Here is a 14,125-nt window from a genome sequence, read left to right as displayed (position 1 = left end):
ATTTTAGTTTTCTTTGAGGAAATGTTAAGTTTTCCATCGATTATGAGCGTTGAGTTGGGAATGCTTGGAGGAGAAAGATTGCAGCCTAAAAGCCCTCTATGATATTCAGTTCCGAATCTTTTTCTCGGTGGAAGTTTGAGCCAATTTCAGCGAATCCTGGTTCGATCTTGCCTCCGATTCTGCCAAGAACGTTAACCTCGTTTGAAACTTTGGGATTCAGTTTAGGGGGAGTGCTGCTTTGGTTAGGAACTGCGCCAGCGATGCATGGAGCGCTTGGGATACAAGCTCTCTCAGTCTGGATCATCAGTACAATTGCAGGAGTGATGTTAAATCTGCAAGTGCGGCATTTGGGGCAAATCTATCCTGATGTTTCAGGTGGAACGCCGAACTATACGACTCGATTATTAAAGGCGTATCCAGCGATCGCTCAATATAGCGCGATCGGTTACTGGCTTGGATGGGTTTCCATTCCTCCGATGAATGCGATGATTTTGACGGATTTGATTCAGACAAATCTCGATCCCATCTCAATTCACATCCCAACGACTTTCTTCAGAGTTCTCTTTACGTTACTGCCCTACATCCTTGCGTTCAGCGGAACGAGAGCTTTGAGTATCCTGCACTCGTTTTTTGTGCTGCCTGCGATCGGACTGATCATTGCTTTTTGTGTGTTTGGATTCAGTTGGCTAACTTTCTTCGCGCACAACTCAACGATCGTGCCGATGCAAAGTGCAAGCTTTTCGCTGGAAGGTTGGATGAAATGGTATTTCATGGCAGTGTATGCCGTCTATGGGGCTGAAACGGGATCTTCATTTGTCGCAGATAGTCAGCGGCCTCGATCGACCTTGAATTTTATTGCAGGTGCTGCTGTTTTATTACCGCTTGTCTACATCGCTGGCTCTTGGATTATCAATCGTCTCAGTCCTACTGATGCCACCTCGACCTTTCTGGTTCTAGTGAATTCGGCGCAACCTTTCTGGGGAGATGCTGCTCCATTGCTGGTGACGATGTTAATTGCAAGCGGTGCTTTGCTGAGTTCTGCGACTGCTGTTTCTAATACGTCTCGAATTCTCTATCAGTTGGCACGCGATCGCTATATTGCTCCAGTTTTTGGGGTCGTTTCACAGCGAGGAGTATTTGCACCTGCACTTTCTCTAACTCTGCTGTTTAGCTTGATATGCCTGGTCTGGGGAAATGTTGATCGAATCATCATGATCACAGGCACGGGCTATCTGATTGCGATGATCGCGTTCCATCTGGGAATGTGGCATCAGCGTAAGAGTCCAGAGTCTCTTTGGGCAAAAGCATCGCTCTTTTTCTTGTGCATTGAAGTCACGGCACTGATTGTCGGTGGAATGGCTTGGAGTTGGCAAGATTTACTTCTCGGGCTGTCGCTTCCTTTCATCGTTCGATTGCTCAGTTGGGGAATGCAGCAAGTTAAGTTTGCTCCATTTCAGTCTGAATGGTGGTTTCGGCTCTATCAACCCAAATTGCTTTCGGAACAAACAGATTTCCTCTCAACTCAGGTGATTTCGCTCCTGGTCATCATTGCTATGACGACGAGTATTAGCTGGTGGGTGAGATCAACATTAGATAATGTAGCAGCAAGCATTCAGTCTTCTCTGCTGATTTTGGTGCTACTCGTGGTGGCATTCTTGGGAGTTGCGATCGCCTGTTGGAGTAGCTTACCGCAGGTTTTAGCCATTGATGAAGCAAGAGAAATGTCCGAGAAAACTCAGGCAGAACTTTCGATCAAAACTGAGAAGTTAGAATCGACTCTGCAAGATTTACAAAATGCTCAGTTACATATGGTGCAGAGCGAAAAGATGTCTGCACTGGGTCAAATGGTGGCAGGAGTAGCGCATGAGATCAACAATCCCGTGAATTTCATTCACGGTAATCTCTCCTATGTCAAAACTTCTACGCAAGACTTGCTCACTTTGGTTGAAACTTATCAGCAGACTTTTCCGAATCCCCCTGCTGTGATTCAGGATCAGCTAGATGAGATTGATCTGCCGTTTCTGACTGAAGATCTGACAAAGCTTTTGCAATCGATGCAAGTTGGGACGAACCGGATTCGGGAAATTGTTTTGTCGCTTCGCAACTTCTCCCGATTAGATGAAGCTGAATACAAAGCAGTCGATGTGCATGAAGGGATTGAGAATACGCTGCTGATTTTACGCCATCGGTTACAAGCTACGACAAAGCATCCAGCGATTCAAATTACTAGGGAATACGGTGATTTGCCACTGGTTGAATGCTACGCAGGGCAACTCAATCAGGTCGTCATGAATCTGTTGAGTAATGCGATCGATGCGTTAGAAGAGGTGAATCACGATCGAACCTATGAGGAGATTGAGAAGAATCCGAGTACGATTCGCATCCGGACGGAGGTGACTGAGAAAAACTTCGTCAAAATTATGATTGCGGACAATGGGCAAGGCGTTCCAGAAAGTGTACGGTCTTCTTTGTTTAATCCGTTTTTTACGACGAAACCTGTTGGAAAAGGAACCGGGTTAGGACTTTCAATTAGCTATCAAATCATTGCGGAGCGGCACAGAGGTAGGCTTTACTATGATTCAACGTTTGGAACGGGGACACAGTTTGTGATCGAAATTCCAGTGTTGCAACCTGATGTCTTGACATAACGCTCTGAAGTTGAGAGTTCAAGCGCGGTTAGCGATCACGTAGTAGATCAGTTCTTCGTGCCAAATACCTTGATCGGTGGCGAGTGATGCGATCGCACGATCGTAACTTGCTTTAATTTGCTCAAGGATTGCTGGGTCTACTTGAGGTAGCGGATTATCAATGTGCAGCCAGAATTTTCCGCTCCATCGGCTTTGGGCTTGTTCGACTGTCAGATATTTTCCAAGCTGGTGTGGATGGATTTCGATGGAATGAAAGCCGATCGATCCGAGTAAGTTCTGAATTCGCTCAGGGGTTCCAAGCAAGTAATGCAGGTTTGGCAGGGTGACACCATGAGCGGCACAGGATTCTACGATCGTATCTACAAGGTAGGAGTTCTCAGAGGAGCAGCTAAAAGCAATGAAGCCATTAGGTTTGAGAAAGTAATACCAGTTTTGCAAAATTTTGGAGATGTTGGGAAAAAGCACGATCGCAAACGAACAGTAGATGGCATCAAATTGCTCTGGTTCAGCTTGGTAAGCTTCGACATCAATTTCAAGCAATTGAATGTTAGTAAGGCGTTCTGCGGTGATTTTCTGTTGGGCGATTTTGAGAAGTTCTGCGGCGATGTCGATTCCGATAACAGATTTGACGTGTTTGGCAGCAGCGATCGCAATGTTACCTGTTCCAGTCGCAACATCTAAGACCGCATAATCAGGATGCAATGGAGTGTAGCTTAGTAAACGGACTGCGCGACTATAAGTGAGTTCATTATCATAGTCAGTCCTAGCATTGTAAAAATCGGCAACTTGCTTTTGATAATTCATATTTGCAGATGTGAAAGGTTCTCATTGCTAGGTATGAATTGACTTTGCATTGTATTGCCTGACATCGTTAAGGTTTGAAATAGCATCTTAGCTTTTGCTTGATGCTCCTTCTAGTTGAGACTGGGGTTGAACTGAGTTTGGTTCAACGTAATCATCAAGCATGATTAGAATTGAAACCTCGATCGACAACTGAGCTTCAGCAGCAGCAATCACCAATTCAGTTGGCAGTGAAGATCCGCCCTGATCTTCTTCTCGAATCGTGCTGATATATAACTCCGCGCGGCAGCTTGAACGATCGAGTGTTGCGATCTCAGGTGCAAGTTGTTTCAACTGAGTTGCAGCATTCTGGAGAGATTCGCCATCTTGAATCGCTGCTAAATCTAACTGCCAGAGATCGACGGGTTGTACTCTCCGTTTAGAAACACGATCGCCCTGCCGCAAACTTCTTGTTGGCTCACTCCCGAACATTTGAATGAGGTGTTCCGCGGGGGGCAACATCCCTGATAATCTTAAGGGGACTTCAATCGTACTCATCAGCAAAGTGTTGAGGGATTGACTCATCATAGCTCAAGAAACTCATCGGCTAATTCGAGCAATTCTTCATTAAGTAAAATTATCTGCGCCTCCTCGACCTTCAGATCGTTTGACATCCTCAATGTATTTGCCAAATTCTCGACGCTGCGACGAGTTCATTCCTATTTGCTGTGCAACCGAATCGACCATTTGACGATCGTTTCGGTTTGCACCTCGTCCTCGCTCCATTACATCAACTCACGCACATCGGTCACTTTTCCTGTGACTGCTGCTGCAACAACCATTGCGGGACTCATGAGTAAAGTACGACCCGATGCTGAACCTTGCCGCCCTTTGAAGTTGCGATTGGAAGAAGATGCGCTGAGTTGCCGACCTTCTAATTTGTCAGGATTCATTGCGAGACACATTGAGCAACCCGGTTCACGCCACTCGAACCCAGCTTCGACGAAAATACGATCGAGTCCTTCTTTCTCAGCTTGGACTTTTACCCGCTCTGATCCCGGAACGACAAACGCTTTTACACCTGCTGCAACTTGTCGCCCTTGAGCGACTTTTGCCGCTTCTCGCAGGTCAGAAATACGCCCGTTTGTACAGCTTCCAATAAAGCAGACATCGACTTTGGTTCCTTGCAGCGGTTCACCCGGCTTCAAGTCCATATATTGATAAGCTTCAAGCGCGATCGCTCGTTCATCTTCTGGCATCGTATCTGGAGTAGGAACGGGATCGCTAATGCCAATTCCCTGCCCCGGTGTGATACCCCAAGTTACAGTTGGAGCAATGTCAGCCGCGTCGAAAACTACAACATCATCGAAAACAGCATCGGCATCGCTACGGAGACTATTCCACCATGCGATCGCTTGATCCCATGCTTCGCCTTTGGGTGCGAAATCTCGACCGTTGAGATAGTCATAGGTAACTTGATCCGGATTGACATATCCGCATCGTGCGCCTCCTTCGATCGACATATTGCAAACGGTCATGCGTTCTTCCATACTCATTTGCTCGAACGTGGTGCCAGCAAATTCGTAAGCGTAGCCCACGCCGCCTTTCACCCCAAGTTTGCGAATGATGTGCAAGATGACATCTTTGGCAAACACGCCAGGATTGAGCTTGCCGTTGACTTCGATTTTTCTGACTTTTAGTTTGGACAACGCTAAGGTTTGAGAAGCTAGCACGTCGCGGACTTGACTGGTTCCGATCCCAAATGCGATCGCGCCGAATGCTCCATGTGTCGAAGTATGGCTATCTCCACATGCGATCGTCATTCCAGGTTGCGTGAATCCCTGCTCCGGTGCAATCACATGTACAATTCCCTGCCTGCCAGAACCGACTGGATAGAAGCGAATATTGTTAGCAGAAGTATTTTTTTCAAGCTCCTGCAACATTTCTTCTGCCATCGAATCGGCGAAGGGGCGCGCTAAGTTGTCGGTTGGGATGATGTGATCAACGGTGGCAACGGTGCGATCGGGGAATAAAACGGATAAACCGCGTTCTCGCAGCATTGAAAACGCTTGAGGACTGGTCACTTCATGAATGAGATGGAGTCCGATAAAAAGCTGAGTTTGACCCGACGGTAAAATTCCGACCGTATGTAAGTCCCAAACTTTATCGAACAGTGTTCCAGTACTCATGATGGTTTTGTGGTGGCGTATACAAGCAGGAATTTATCTTATCGTACTGATGTGGAGACTGGGGAGGCGAAAGCTAAAAACAATCAAGTTTGTAGTACAAAAACTCGCATAGCGGTAAAATGCCTGTGAATGCTTGAGGAGTCGATCATGCGATTAGGAAAGATTGTTAAATCGAATTCACACTGCGATTATGTGGTGCAGGTGGACGATAGCCTGGATTTTATCGATGCGCCTTCTCCCGATGATTACGGCTTTGGCACATTTGTCAAATTGGAAGACGATCGCCATTGGGCAGTCGGGATCGTCTACAATTCTCAGCTCTTTAATCCGCTATTTCTCAATACGGGCATTCGCTTGACGAGTGAGCCTGATCCTATGTTTACGCCTGATCAAGTTCAGGAAGTCCGAACGTTGTTGTGGACGGTTTTAGTGGGGGAATTGAATACGCGTTCGGGTAAACCGTATGGGGTTCAGGGAATTCCGCGCGTTGTGGTTCCGGTGAATACGCCAGTGCGGAGGATGACGTGGGAGGAGATTTATCACTTTCATCTGAATGAAGAAGGTCGATCTCAGTTTTGTTACTACAGCCATTTGCTGAACTGTGGGGGCACGTTTTCGACTCAGTTGACGCATCAGGTTTTAGAGGAGCTGATTGAGAAGCAACTTTTTAAGGGAGCCGAAGAACGGGCGTTGATTGTGCTTTGTCGAGAGCTAGCTTGGAAAAATACAATGGGGGCGATGCGGTAGAAGTAGTGCTAGCCCTGTTGCTTCCAAATCGCTTTGGGATTGACTGAATTGAGGGAGATGCAGCGGCGATTCATTGGTTCGATGACAGTCATTTGGGTCTAATTCATCGGAGCTTGGCAAATTGCGATCGATAACAGTTCTGCTCAAAGTTGTACGGCTTCTCTCTGTTGCTAAAAATGGGCGAGGAAGTGAAGGGTAGATAGTAATCTTGACCAGTGCTGTTGATCTCATAACGCAGAACGAACAATGCTACTAGAACATCCCTTGAACTGTCCCGAAACAGTCCTGAATTTAATCAATCAACTACTTTTCTCTGAAGCTTAGGCTTTCGCGTATATAGAACTCTCAAAGCTTTGCCTTCAGATGATTTCTGTATACCAAATCTTTTCTACCCTATTTGGCTGAACTGCTCTACTGGCAAATCTCTCGTCATCCAAACTCCAAAATGGATTGTCTCATACGAATTTCCCTGCAAAATCCCTTTATAGTCGAAACAGCAGATAATTCAGGAATTTGGCGATGACCACCACGACTCCGAATGCGATCGCATCGGTTCTCAGCGATTTAGCTGGACTTGATATTATTACCGACGCAACCCAAGTTGCAAAGCTCTCTCACGATTACTACCACTTTAGCCCTGTCTTACAACCGCAATTGCAGGACAAATTTGGCGATGCGGTTGTTCGTCCGGTAAATGAAGCGGAAGTACTCAAAATTGCTCAAGCCTGCGTGCGTCACAAAGTACCTTTGACCGTGCGGGGAGCCGGAACGGGTAACTATGGGCAATGCATTCCACTTGAAGGCGGGGTGATCCTCGATATTACGAAAATGACGGCAGTCAAGTGGATGAAACCTGGCGTGGTGCGTGTCGAAGCGGGTGCAAAACTTGCTGCATTAGATAAGCAAACCCGCGAAATCGGCTGGGAAATTCGCATGGCTCCCTCGACGTATCGAACTGCGACGATCGGTGGATTCATTGGCGGCGGCAGCGGGGGCATTGGCTCAGTTACGTATGGGCAATTACGCGATCGTGGCAATCTCCTTGCCGTTCGAGTAATCACGATGGAAGACGAGCCGCGGATTCTTGAACTACGCGGCGATGACGTTTACAAAGTCGCTCATGCTTATGGAACGAATGGGATTATCACCGAATTAGAAATTCCCTTGGCTCCGGCTTATCCCTGGTCAGAAATTATCGTCAATTTTCCCGATTTTATGAGTGCGGCGCGGTTTGGGCAAGCGCTCAGTGATGCAGACGGCATGATCAAAAAGCTGGTCTGCATTTGTCCCGATCCGATTCCTCAATACTTTGCTGCACTGAAAAGTTATATTCCTGCCGGAAAACACGCTGCTTTGTTAATGATTTCTGAGACTTGTTTAGAGCCACTTGCCGAATTCGTCAAAGAATTTTCCGGCGAAATCACGTATCAAAAACCGGCTCAAGAAGCCGGAAAAGGGATTGCCCTGGCTGAATATACTTGGAACCATACAACCCTACATGCGCGCAGCGTCGATCCGACGATTACTTATCTACAAACCCTCTTCCCCGACGACAAGAACTTGTCTTTGCTTGAGGAAATGTATCACCATTACGGGGATGAAGTCATGTTTCATCTGGAATTTCTCAGATATGGAGGCAAAGCCCGCCCCGCTTCGTTGCAATTGGTTCGCTATACAACCGAGGAGCGCCTGAACGAAATTATTCGAGATCACGAATCGAAAGGCGCATTTATTTTTAATCCGCACACCTATTTAATTGAAGATGGCGGGATGAAAATGGTGGATCTCGCACAACTGCAATTCAAAGAGCAAGTCGATCCATATGGCTTATTAAATCCAGGGAAAATGCGGGCATGGCTTGAACGATCGTAAGCGGCGTTGCGACTGCGCTGAATGATTGTAACCATTGCGCTGTCTGGTTTCAGCTGCAAAATGGGCTGACGCGCAGTCAGAATTAACTCTCGTAACGAATATTAAATCTTCCTGCTGAAGGTATAGAGCATTTACCATAACTTTGCTAAAGTTAACAAAACACTAAGGGGAAATTGACCCATGCGATATGTCAAAGAAGAGAGTGGATTGCTGAATAATTTTGCGATCGAGCCGAAAATGTACGAAGCCGAACCGCCGACCCAAAATCAGAAACGCAATTACATTTTTCTTGGAATCGCTGCCGTAGTCTTGATTGGTGGATTGGTTGCTGTCGCCGCTGCCGTTTCCTAAACAAAAATTCGCTCTACAGTAGATTTAAACGAACCAGGTCGCTTACCTTAGTAGGTAACCTGGTTTTTTCGTAGGATTTTTCTTGGGACAATCCATAAATTTACGTAAACCTCAGTTTCATCCTGAACATCGGTCAGATTCGACGAAGAGATTTAATATCATCTCGTCTATACTGCGCTTGACAAGCGATTCTTGAAATGCTGATGTCTGTCATTGATCGTCACCCCCTCGCTCAAGATATTCCTGTGAACGAGATCGTCTCTCAGGCTGTTCCCAGTCTGAACCAACAGATCTATCTGCGCCTACGGATGGCGTTAAGTCTAAATTTGCGCCGTCAAATTCTGATGGTCGTTTGTGATGATGCTGCCTTACGTAGTCAATTGGCTACACAGCTTCAGGCTGAGCTTGCTCAAGAGACTCCTGCCACTTCGCTCGTCAGTCTAGACCTCGATTTAGAAAATCCTGATATTCTGGCGCATGTCCAAGCGGGGATGCCCAATTATCAAATCACGGGCATCGATCGCTTAACGCGCCAGCCTGTTCATATTCAAAGAACATTTCTCGATTCGCTGTCTGCGATCGCGCTGCAACTGCCCAAACTCGACTTCAATCTGGTTCTTTGGCTGACGCGTCCTTGGTGTCGCTCGATTCAGCAGACTGTGCCCAACTTCTGGCAATGGCACACGGGCTTATTTGAGTTTGAAGGTGATCCGTTCGGAGATAATTCGGTACAAATTCCGCCGCCTGCAACTGCGCCAACTAACGGACATCGCAAACTTAAGCTGGATAATGAGCTTTCAGATTTCGTGCTGGCTTCAGTCATGCAGACGATCCATCTTGAGGATCAAGCATCGATTGGCGATATCTTGCAGACGAATCATCCTGATGCGAAACCGCTACAATTCTTGCAGCAGATTGAAGATCTGCATCAACAACGGGCTTCAGCCGCGACGATCGCTCAGTTATATCGCGACCTCGGAGATTGGTATCGCGATCGCCTCGATCCGGTGCGTCCCAGTTCTGGGGATTTAACGATCGTGATTCGCGCCTATGAGCAAACCCTGAAACTGATCGACATGAAATCTGAGCAAGTGCCCGATTTGCTCAATGACATCGCCAATTTGTATTGGATCAAAGCTCGCTCTGGAGAGGGTGCTGTCGAAACGAATTTAGAGAAAGCCTTAAAAGCTTATCAATTCGCGATCGATCGTACTGATCCGGCGATTCAGCCGCAGACCTATGCGATGATTCAGAACAATCTCGGTTCGGTTTACAGCGACTTAGCAGGTCTGCGATCGCCCGAAGAAAATCTGCAACATGCGATCGCGGCATACAAAGCCTCGATTGAACATCGCCCCTTTGACACTGATCCGGCTCGCTACGCCGCGACTCAAAACAATTTAGGAACCGCGTATTGGAACTTGGCGCAGCATCGTATGCCCATGTTTAATCTGCAATCTGCTGTCTTGGCATATAACGAAGCCCTGCGCTATTACACTCCAGAGCGTGAGCCGATGCACTACGCGATGCTGCAAAACAATTTAGGGACTGCCTATTGGAATCTTTCCCGCTGCGATCAAGCGGTTCAAGAGTTAGCGATGGCAGAAGACTTTTTGCACTTAGCGATCGGGGCTTACCGAGTGGCGCTGATTTATCGCACCCTAGAGGCGGCTCCTAGCGCTTATGCCGCGACTCAAAATAATCTCGGCACTGCCTACTGGCACTTAGCAAATCAAGACACGACGCATTATGACGATCAGGCAACCTACATGCTTTGCGCGATCGATGCGTATCAAGAATCCCTGAGTGCAGTGCAATATTTAACTGCAAATCTCTCTTACGCGCCGACCCTCAGCTTCGATCTGTCGGCAACGCATCATCATATTGGGCTGGCTTACTATCAAATGGCGACTGATCAACGTGCCAGCCTTGAGACGAAAGAGCGATCGCAATTTCTGCATCATGCGCTCAAACATCAGGTTCGAGCGGCTCAAGGCTGGCAAGAGCAGCCGGACTTCCAACCGAGTGCGGTTGGGCAGTTGAGTCAAATCGTCAAAGGCATCTACGAGCGTGAAGGGATTCAGGGGCAGACGCAAGCCTTATCGCAAATTCCGCCCACATTTTTACCCCAAGTGATGCGAGAGCTTTAGGACAAATTCTTAAGTTGTCTAGAAGAGTAATTTAGATAACAATTTGTAGGTGTTATAGTGCGCGATCGTTAAATAACGCACGATTACCCCCACAGATCAGTTCTATGCTCCAAGACAGCGAACAGTTTGAAACCGCCGATACCCGAGTCCGCATTCTTAGCGAAGCTCTGCCCTATATTCAGCAATTTGCAGGACGGACGATCGTTGTGAAGTACGGCGGAGCCGCGATGAAAGAAGGCGCGCTCAAAGAGAAAGTCATCCGGGATGTTGTCTTTATGGCTTGTGTCGGATTACGTCCGATTCTCGTTCACGGGGGTGGCCCTGAAATCAATTCTTGGCTGAATAAATTAGGGATTGAAGCTCAGTTTAAGAATGGACTGCGTGTGACCGATGCGGCAACAATGGATGTGGTCGAAATGGTCTTGGTCGGTCGCGTCAATAAAGAGATTGTGTCTTTGATCAATCAGGCTGGCGGTTCTGCGGTTGGACTGTGTGGCAAAGATGCGGGGCTATTTGAAGCGCGTCCTGCTGACGAGGAAGGGATTGGATTTGTGGGAGAAGTAACCCGAGTCAATCCTCAAATTCTTAATTCGCTCGTGAACAATGGTCATATTCCGGTGGTGTCCAGTGTGGCAGCGGATGAGTTTGGGCAGGCATACAATATCAATGCGGATACTGTCGCCGGGGAGATTGCAGCAGCCCTCGGAGCTGAGAAACTGATTTTACTGACGGATACTGCTGGAATTCTGCGCGATTACAAAGACCCATCGACCTTGATTCCGCGATTGAATATTCAGACGGCGAGAAAGCTGATCGATGAAGGCATTGTTTCGGGCGGGATGATTCCGAAAGTCAATTGCTGTGTGCGATCGCTGGCTCAAGGTGTGAAAGCTGCTCATATCGTGGATGGACGGATGCCGCACTCGCTGCTATTGGAGATTTTTACCGATACGGGAACGGGTTCGATGATTGTGGGTTCAGAATTTGCGCCGTAAAGTCGGGCACTCTGGATTTATCTGCCTTTACTGGTCTGCACCATGCCTAGAAACTTTTTTACTCAAATCGGTTACTCGATCGCTGCAAATTCTCTGCCTCAGCGCACGAAGTTTCAGGAGGATCGACTACCGATAAAAAATGATGGCTGTCGATCGCAGTTTCTCTTACATCCCGCTCCGACGACGAAAGTCTGTCTGTTTTTTCACGGTTTTACGGCTGCGCCTTATCAGTTTTTACCAATGGCGCGGGTGTTTTACCAGGCGGGCTATAACGTGATCATTCCGCGATTGCCTGGGCATGGGCAGGCGGGCGACTGGAACGGCAAGAATCCACCCCCGTTGCCAACGAATGTAGAGACTTACAAGAATTTTGCGCTGGAGTGGTTCCGGCAGGCTCAGGGGCTAGGCGATAGAGTTGTGGTGGGCGGATTGTCGGGTGGGGGGACGCTTGCAGCGTGGCTGGCTCTGGAAAAAGCGAGTCAAATCGATCGTGCTTTACTTTTTGCTGCTTATCTTAGTAGCAGTAACAAAGTGATTGATCTATTTGTCAAAACGTTCAATACCTATTTTGAATGGCAGAGTGATGAGCCTGGAGAGCCGATCGGGTACAAAGGGTTTACTTTTCCAGATCTAAGAGTCTTTCTCGATTTAGGGAGTGAGGTGCTAAAACGGTCGAAGTCGGCAGCGGCTCCTCCAATGTTTGTCGTTTCAACTGATGCGGATCGGGCAGTGAGCAATACGGATCACACAGTCTTGTTTGAGAATCTATTAGTCCGTCAGCCGAAAACTTGGTATTACAGATTCGATCGTGAGTTGAATATCCCTCACACGATGATGACGAAAGCTGAGGGAAATCAGTGGGAAAATCTGCTGAATGTGATGGCAAAAGCGTTTGTGCAGAGTGATTTGGCTTGGGCAGAGATCGAAGAAATTGCTTATCGAATGACTGAAGGTAAAACTTGTAAGCAAGCCGTTGCAGAGTTGAATCTCACGAGTAAAGCTTCTCCTGATTTACCGGCGTTGATGACGATGATCGACAAGCGTGAAATTGTGATCAAACGCAATCCAACTTGGGGAAATGATTGATGTATTTCATTGAAACGGACGGAGAAAATAAAAGCGATCGCTCTCTTTGCGTCCAACAAATCCTGTTAGCGGGGAAGAAAGCTCAATCAGAATGTCTCTTAATTGCTTCTCATCCAGTAATCGAGGTGGATTCGAGGCTTCATAATGTCCTTGGATGAATCCAACACTTAACTGTTGTGGCGCTTTTGCTTGAAGGACTTGAATAATTTTGGCTCGCACTTCGATATCTTCTTGAATGCGATCGAGATATCTATTAATTTTTTCATTTGAGTCTTCGCCAAAAGGCGATTAAAGCAAGCTTCTAGCTCAAATAGATTGACTGCTCCAGGATATTGAGCCTTTAGTGTTACTAATCGTTCTAATGTTTCAGGGCGCATAACATCATTTCTCCTTCAACTGCTGCTTTCTCGGCTGCATGAGTTAATCGACCAGCAACAAATAAAACTTTAACTGAACGCTCAAATTGAGCTTTCCCCAAATGAGTGTGACCTAAATTAATGAGCTAGGCAGCAACACCATTTGGTAAATTTTCGTGTTTGCTAGCTTTACACTCACCTACTAGGGGATAAGGAGCTTCGCAATAGATATCAATTCCTCCTGCACCCCCAGCAGCATTTAGATCAAGGCTAGCTTTGAGATTGTTTAGAGAGTTTTGAAATCCAAGTTCTACAAAGCTTCTTCTCACTAGTTTCTCAAAGCGATCGCCATCACTTGAATTCCCAGACTTGCCAATGCACCTCGACGACAAAGCGAAATGCCTCTGCTGGGGAACGCTCAAGTAACTCAGCCACCAGTTTGTGGCTCATCTGTCGTCGGTCTTCTGGGGCAATCAAGCCAAATTGATGCGCTTTCATGCGAATTTGATTCTGCACCGCCGAGCGCTGCTGCACCAGTTGCGATCTCGTTCGACTCAGCAGGCGACGCTGTTCCTGTTCTGGCGTGGGCACTCGGATGCCGCGCAAGCGTCCCGCTTCCAACTGGCTCGCTAATTTCTGGGCATCGCGTTTGTCCGTCTTAACGCGACTGTGCGCTGAGACTTCGACCGCCGCTGCATGGACAACGATGTTGTCGATCCCGTGCAACTTCAACACACGGTGCAACACATACCCAGAAAATCCGGCTTCGTAGGCACTGTGGAGAGTGGCTTCAGGAAAAAATCGTAACAACTGTTGTGCTAGTTCTGAAATGCCCCCCAAAAACTAGACCACTCCAAGAGCGACAAGAAACCGTTTAAGGAGTAGGATCAAGTGCATGTCAAATCAAGCCAAGAAATACAGCCCGCAATTCAAAGCCAAAGTCGTCCTCGA

General features: G+C 47.3%; 13 protein-coding genes. 7 read left to right on the top strand and 6 right to left on the bottom strand.

Features of this window, described 5'->3' with window-relative positions:
* Positions 1 to 98: 98 nt before the first annotated feature.
* Positions 99 to 2,648: an amino acid permease gene (locus tag J0L70_RS16965; protein ID WP_017287099.1), complete on the top strand. Its 2,550-nt coding sequence runs from the start codon at positions 99 to 101 to the stop codon at positions 2,646 to 2,648.
* 18 nt (positions 2,649 to 2,666) lie between these two features.
* Here the strand turns inward: J0L70_RS16965 and J0L70_RS16960 are convergent, their stop codons facing one another.
* The 4 genes from J0L70_RS16960 to leuC form a co-directional block, all read right to left on the bottom strand.
* Positions 2,667 to 3,452 carry a class I SAM-dependent methyltransferase gene (locus tag J0L70_RS16960; protein WP_287455335.1) on the bottom strand — a complete coding sequence of 262 codons (786 nt, stop codon included), beginning with the start codon at positions 3,450 to 3,452 and terminating at the stop codon, positions 2,667 to 2,669.
* An 87-nt stretch (positions 3,453 to 3,539) separates the two neighbouring features.
* The gene (locus J0L70_RS16955; protein WP_287455334.1) at positions 3,540 to 4,016 is read right to left on the bottom strand and encodes a DUF4279 domain-containing protein; all 477 of its coding nucleotides are present in this window, start codon (positions 4,014 to 4,016) and stop codon (positions 3,540 to 3,542) included.
* Between the two features lie 39 nt (positions 4,017 to 4,055).
* Positions 4,056 to 4,214 carry a hypothetical protein gene (locus J0L70_RS16950; RefSeq protein WP_287455333.1) on the bottom strand — a complete coding sequence of 53 codons (159 nt, stop codon included), beginning with the start codon at positions 4,212 to 4,214 and terminating at the stop codon, positions 4,056 to 4,058.
* Entirely contained in the window at positions 4,214 to 5,617 is a 1,404-nt protein-coding gene (gene leuC / locus J0L70_RS16945) for a 3-isopropylmalate dehydratase large subunit (RefSeq protein ID WP_287455332.1), read from the bottom strand. Before leuC ends, J0L70_RS16950 begins: the two co-directional genes overlap by 1 nt.
* 147 nt (positions 5,618 to 5,764) lie before the next feature.
* Here leuC and J0L70_RS16940 point away from each other — a divergent pair, with 147 nt between their 5' ends.
* The 6 genes from J0L70_RS16940 (at position 5,765) to J0L70_RS16915 (ending at position 12,818) form a co-directional block, all read left to right on the top strand.
* The gene (locus J0L70_RS16940) at positions 5,765 to 6,364 is read left to right on the top strand and encodes a DUF8166 family protein (protein ID WP_026148500.1); all 600 of its coding nucleotides are present in this window, start codon (positions 5,765 to 5,767) and stop codon (positions 6,362 to 6,364) included.
* Positions 6,365 to 6,883: 519 nt separating this feature from the next.
* A complete protein-coding gene (locus J0L70_RS16935) occupies positions 6,884 to 8,236 on the top strand; it encodes an FAD-binding oxidoreductase (RefSeq protein WP_287455331.1) in 1,353 nt (450 codons plus the stop codon).
* Between the two features lie 180 nt (positions 8,237 to 8,416).
* Positions 8,417 to 8,587 (top strand): photosystem II assembly protein Psb34, encoded by a 171-nt coding sequence (psb34, locus tag J0L70_RS16930; RefSeq protein ID WP_017287107.1) that lies wholly within the window; start codon positions 8,417 to 8,419, stop codon positions 8,585 to 8,587.
* 203 nt (positions 8,588 to 8,790) lie between these two features.
* On the top strand, positions 8,791 to 10,737 hold the full coding sequence (locus J0L70_RS16925) for a tetratricopeptide repeat protein (protein WP_287455330.1): 1,947 nt from the start codon (positions 8,791 to 8,793) through the stop codon (positions 10,735 to 10,737).
* Between the two features lie 104 nt (positions 10,738 to 10,841).
* Positions 10,842 to 11,732 carry an acetylglutamate kinase gene (gene argB, locus J0L70_RS16920; protein WP_017287109.1) on the top strand — a complete coding sequence of 297 codons (891 nt, stop codon included), beginning with the start codon at positions 10,842 to 10,844 and terminating at the stop codon, positions 11,730 to 11,732.
* Positions 11,733 to 11,774: 42 nt separating this feature from the next.
* Positions 11,775 to 12,818, top strand: coding sequence for an alpha/beta hydrolase (locus J0L70_RS16915; protein WP_017287110.1), 1,044 nt, complete (start codon positions 11,775 to 11,777; stop codon positions 12,816 to 12,818).
* Between the two features lie 6 nt (positions 12,819 to 12,824).
* Here J0L70_RS16915 and J0L70_RS16910 read toward each other — a convergent pair whose 3' ends face one another.
* Together J0L70_RS16910 and J0L70_RS16905 are read right to left on the bottom strand one after the other, a co-directional pair.
* Positions 12,825 to 13,037, bottom strand: coding sequence for a hypothetical protein (locus tag J0L70_RS16910; RefSeq protein WP_190647303.1), 213 nt, complete (start codon positions 13,035 to 13,037; stop codon positions 12,825 to 12,827).
* Positions 13,038 to 13,525: 488 nt separating this feature from the next.
* Positions 13,526 to 14,014 (bottom strand): IS110 family transposase, encoded by a 489-nt coding sequence (locus J0L70_RS16905; RefSeq protein WP_287455329.1) that lies wholly within the window; start codon positions 14,012 to 14,014, stop codon positions 13,526 to 13,528.
* Between the last annotated feature and the right edge of the window lie 111 nt (positions 14,015 to 14,125).

The sequence above is a fragment of the Leptolyngbya sp. UWPOB_LEPTO1 genome (genome assembly GCF_017302695.1).
Lineage (GTDB): Bacteria > Cyanobacteriota > Cyanobacteriia > Leptolyngbyales > Leptolyngbyaceae > Leptolyngbya > Leptolyngbya boryana.
This window is presented reverse-complemented; position numbering and strand designations above follow the sequence as displayed.

Bases quoted from the DNA above. Each gene is read 5' to 3' on its own strand.
- J0L70_RS16965 (WP_017287099.1), top strand. From the start codon at position 99: ATGATATTCAGTTCCGAATCTTTTTCTCGGTGGAAGTTTGAGCCAATT.
- J0L70_RS16960 (WP_287455335.1), bottom strand. From the start codon at position 3,452: ATGAATTATCAAAAGCAAGTTGCCGATTTTTACAATGCTAGGACTGAC.
- J0L70_RS16955 (WP_287455334.1), bottom strand. From the start codon at position 4,016: ATGATGAGTCAATCCCTCAACACTTTGCTGATGAGTACGATTGAAGTC.
- J0L70_RS16950 (WP_287455333.1), bottom strand. From the start codon at position 4,214: ATGGAGCGAGGACGAGGTGCAAACCGAAACGATCGTCAAATGGTCGAT.
- leuC (WP_287455332.1), bottom strand. From the start codon at position 5,617: ATGAGTACTGGAACACTGTTCGATAAAGTTTGGGACTTACATACGGTC.
- J0L70_RS16940 (WP_026148500.1), top strand. From the start codon at position 5,765: ATGCGATTAGGAAAGATTGTTAAATCGAATTCACACTGCGATTATGTG.
- J0L70_RS16935 (WP_287455331.1), top strand. From the start codon at position 6,884: ATGACCACCACGACTCCGAATGCGATCGCATCGGTTCTCAGCGATTTA.
- psb34 (WP_017287107.1), top strand. From the start codon at position 8,417: ATGCGATATGTCAAAGAAGAGAGTGGATTGCTGAATAATTTTGCGATC.
- J0L70_RS16925 (WP_287455330.1), top strand. From the start codon at position 8,791: ATGTCTGTCATTGATCGTCACCCCCTCGCTCAAGATATTCCTGTGAAC.
- argB (WP_017287109.1), top strand. From the start codon at position 10,842: ATGCTCCAAGACAGCGAACAGTTTGAAACCGCCGATACCCGAGTCCGC.
- J0L70_RS16915 (WP_017287110.1), top strand. From the start codon at position 11,775: ATGCCTAGAAACTTTTTTACTCAAATCGGTTACTCGATCGCTGCAAAT.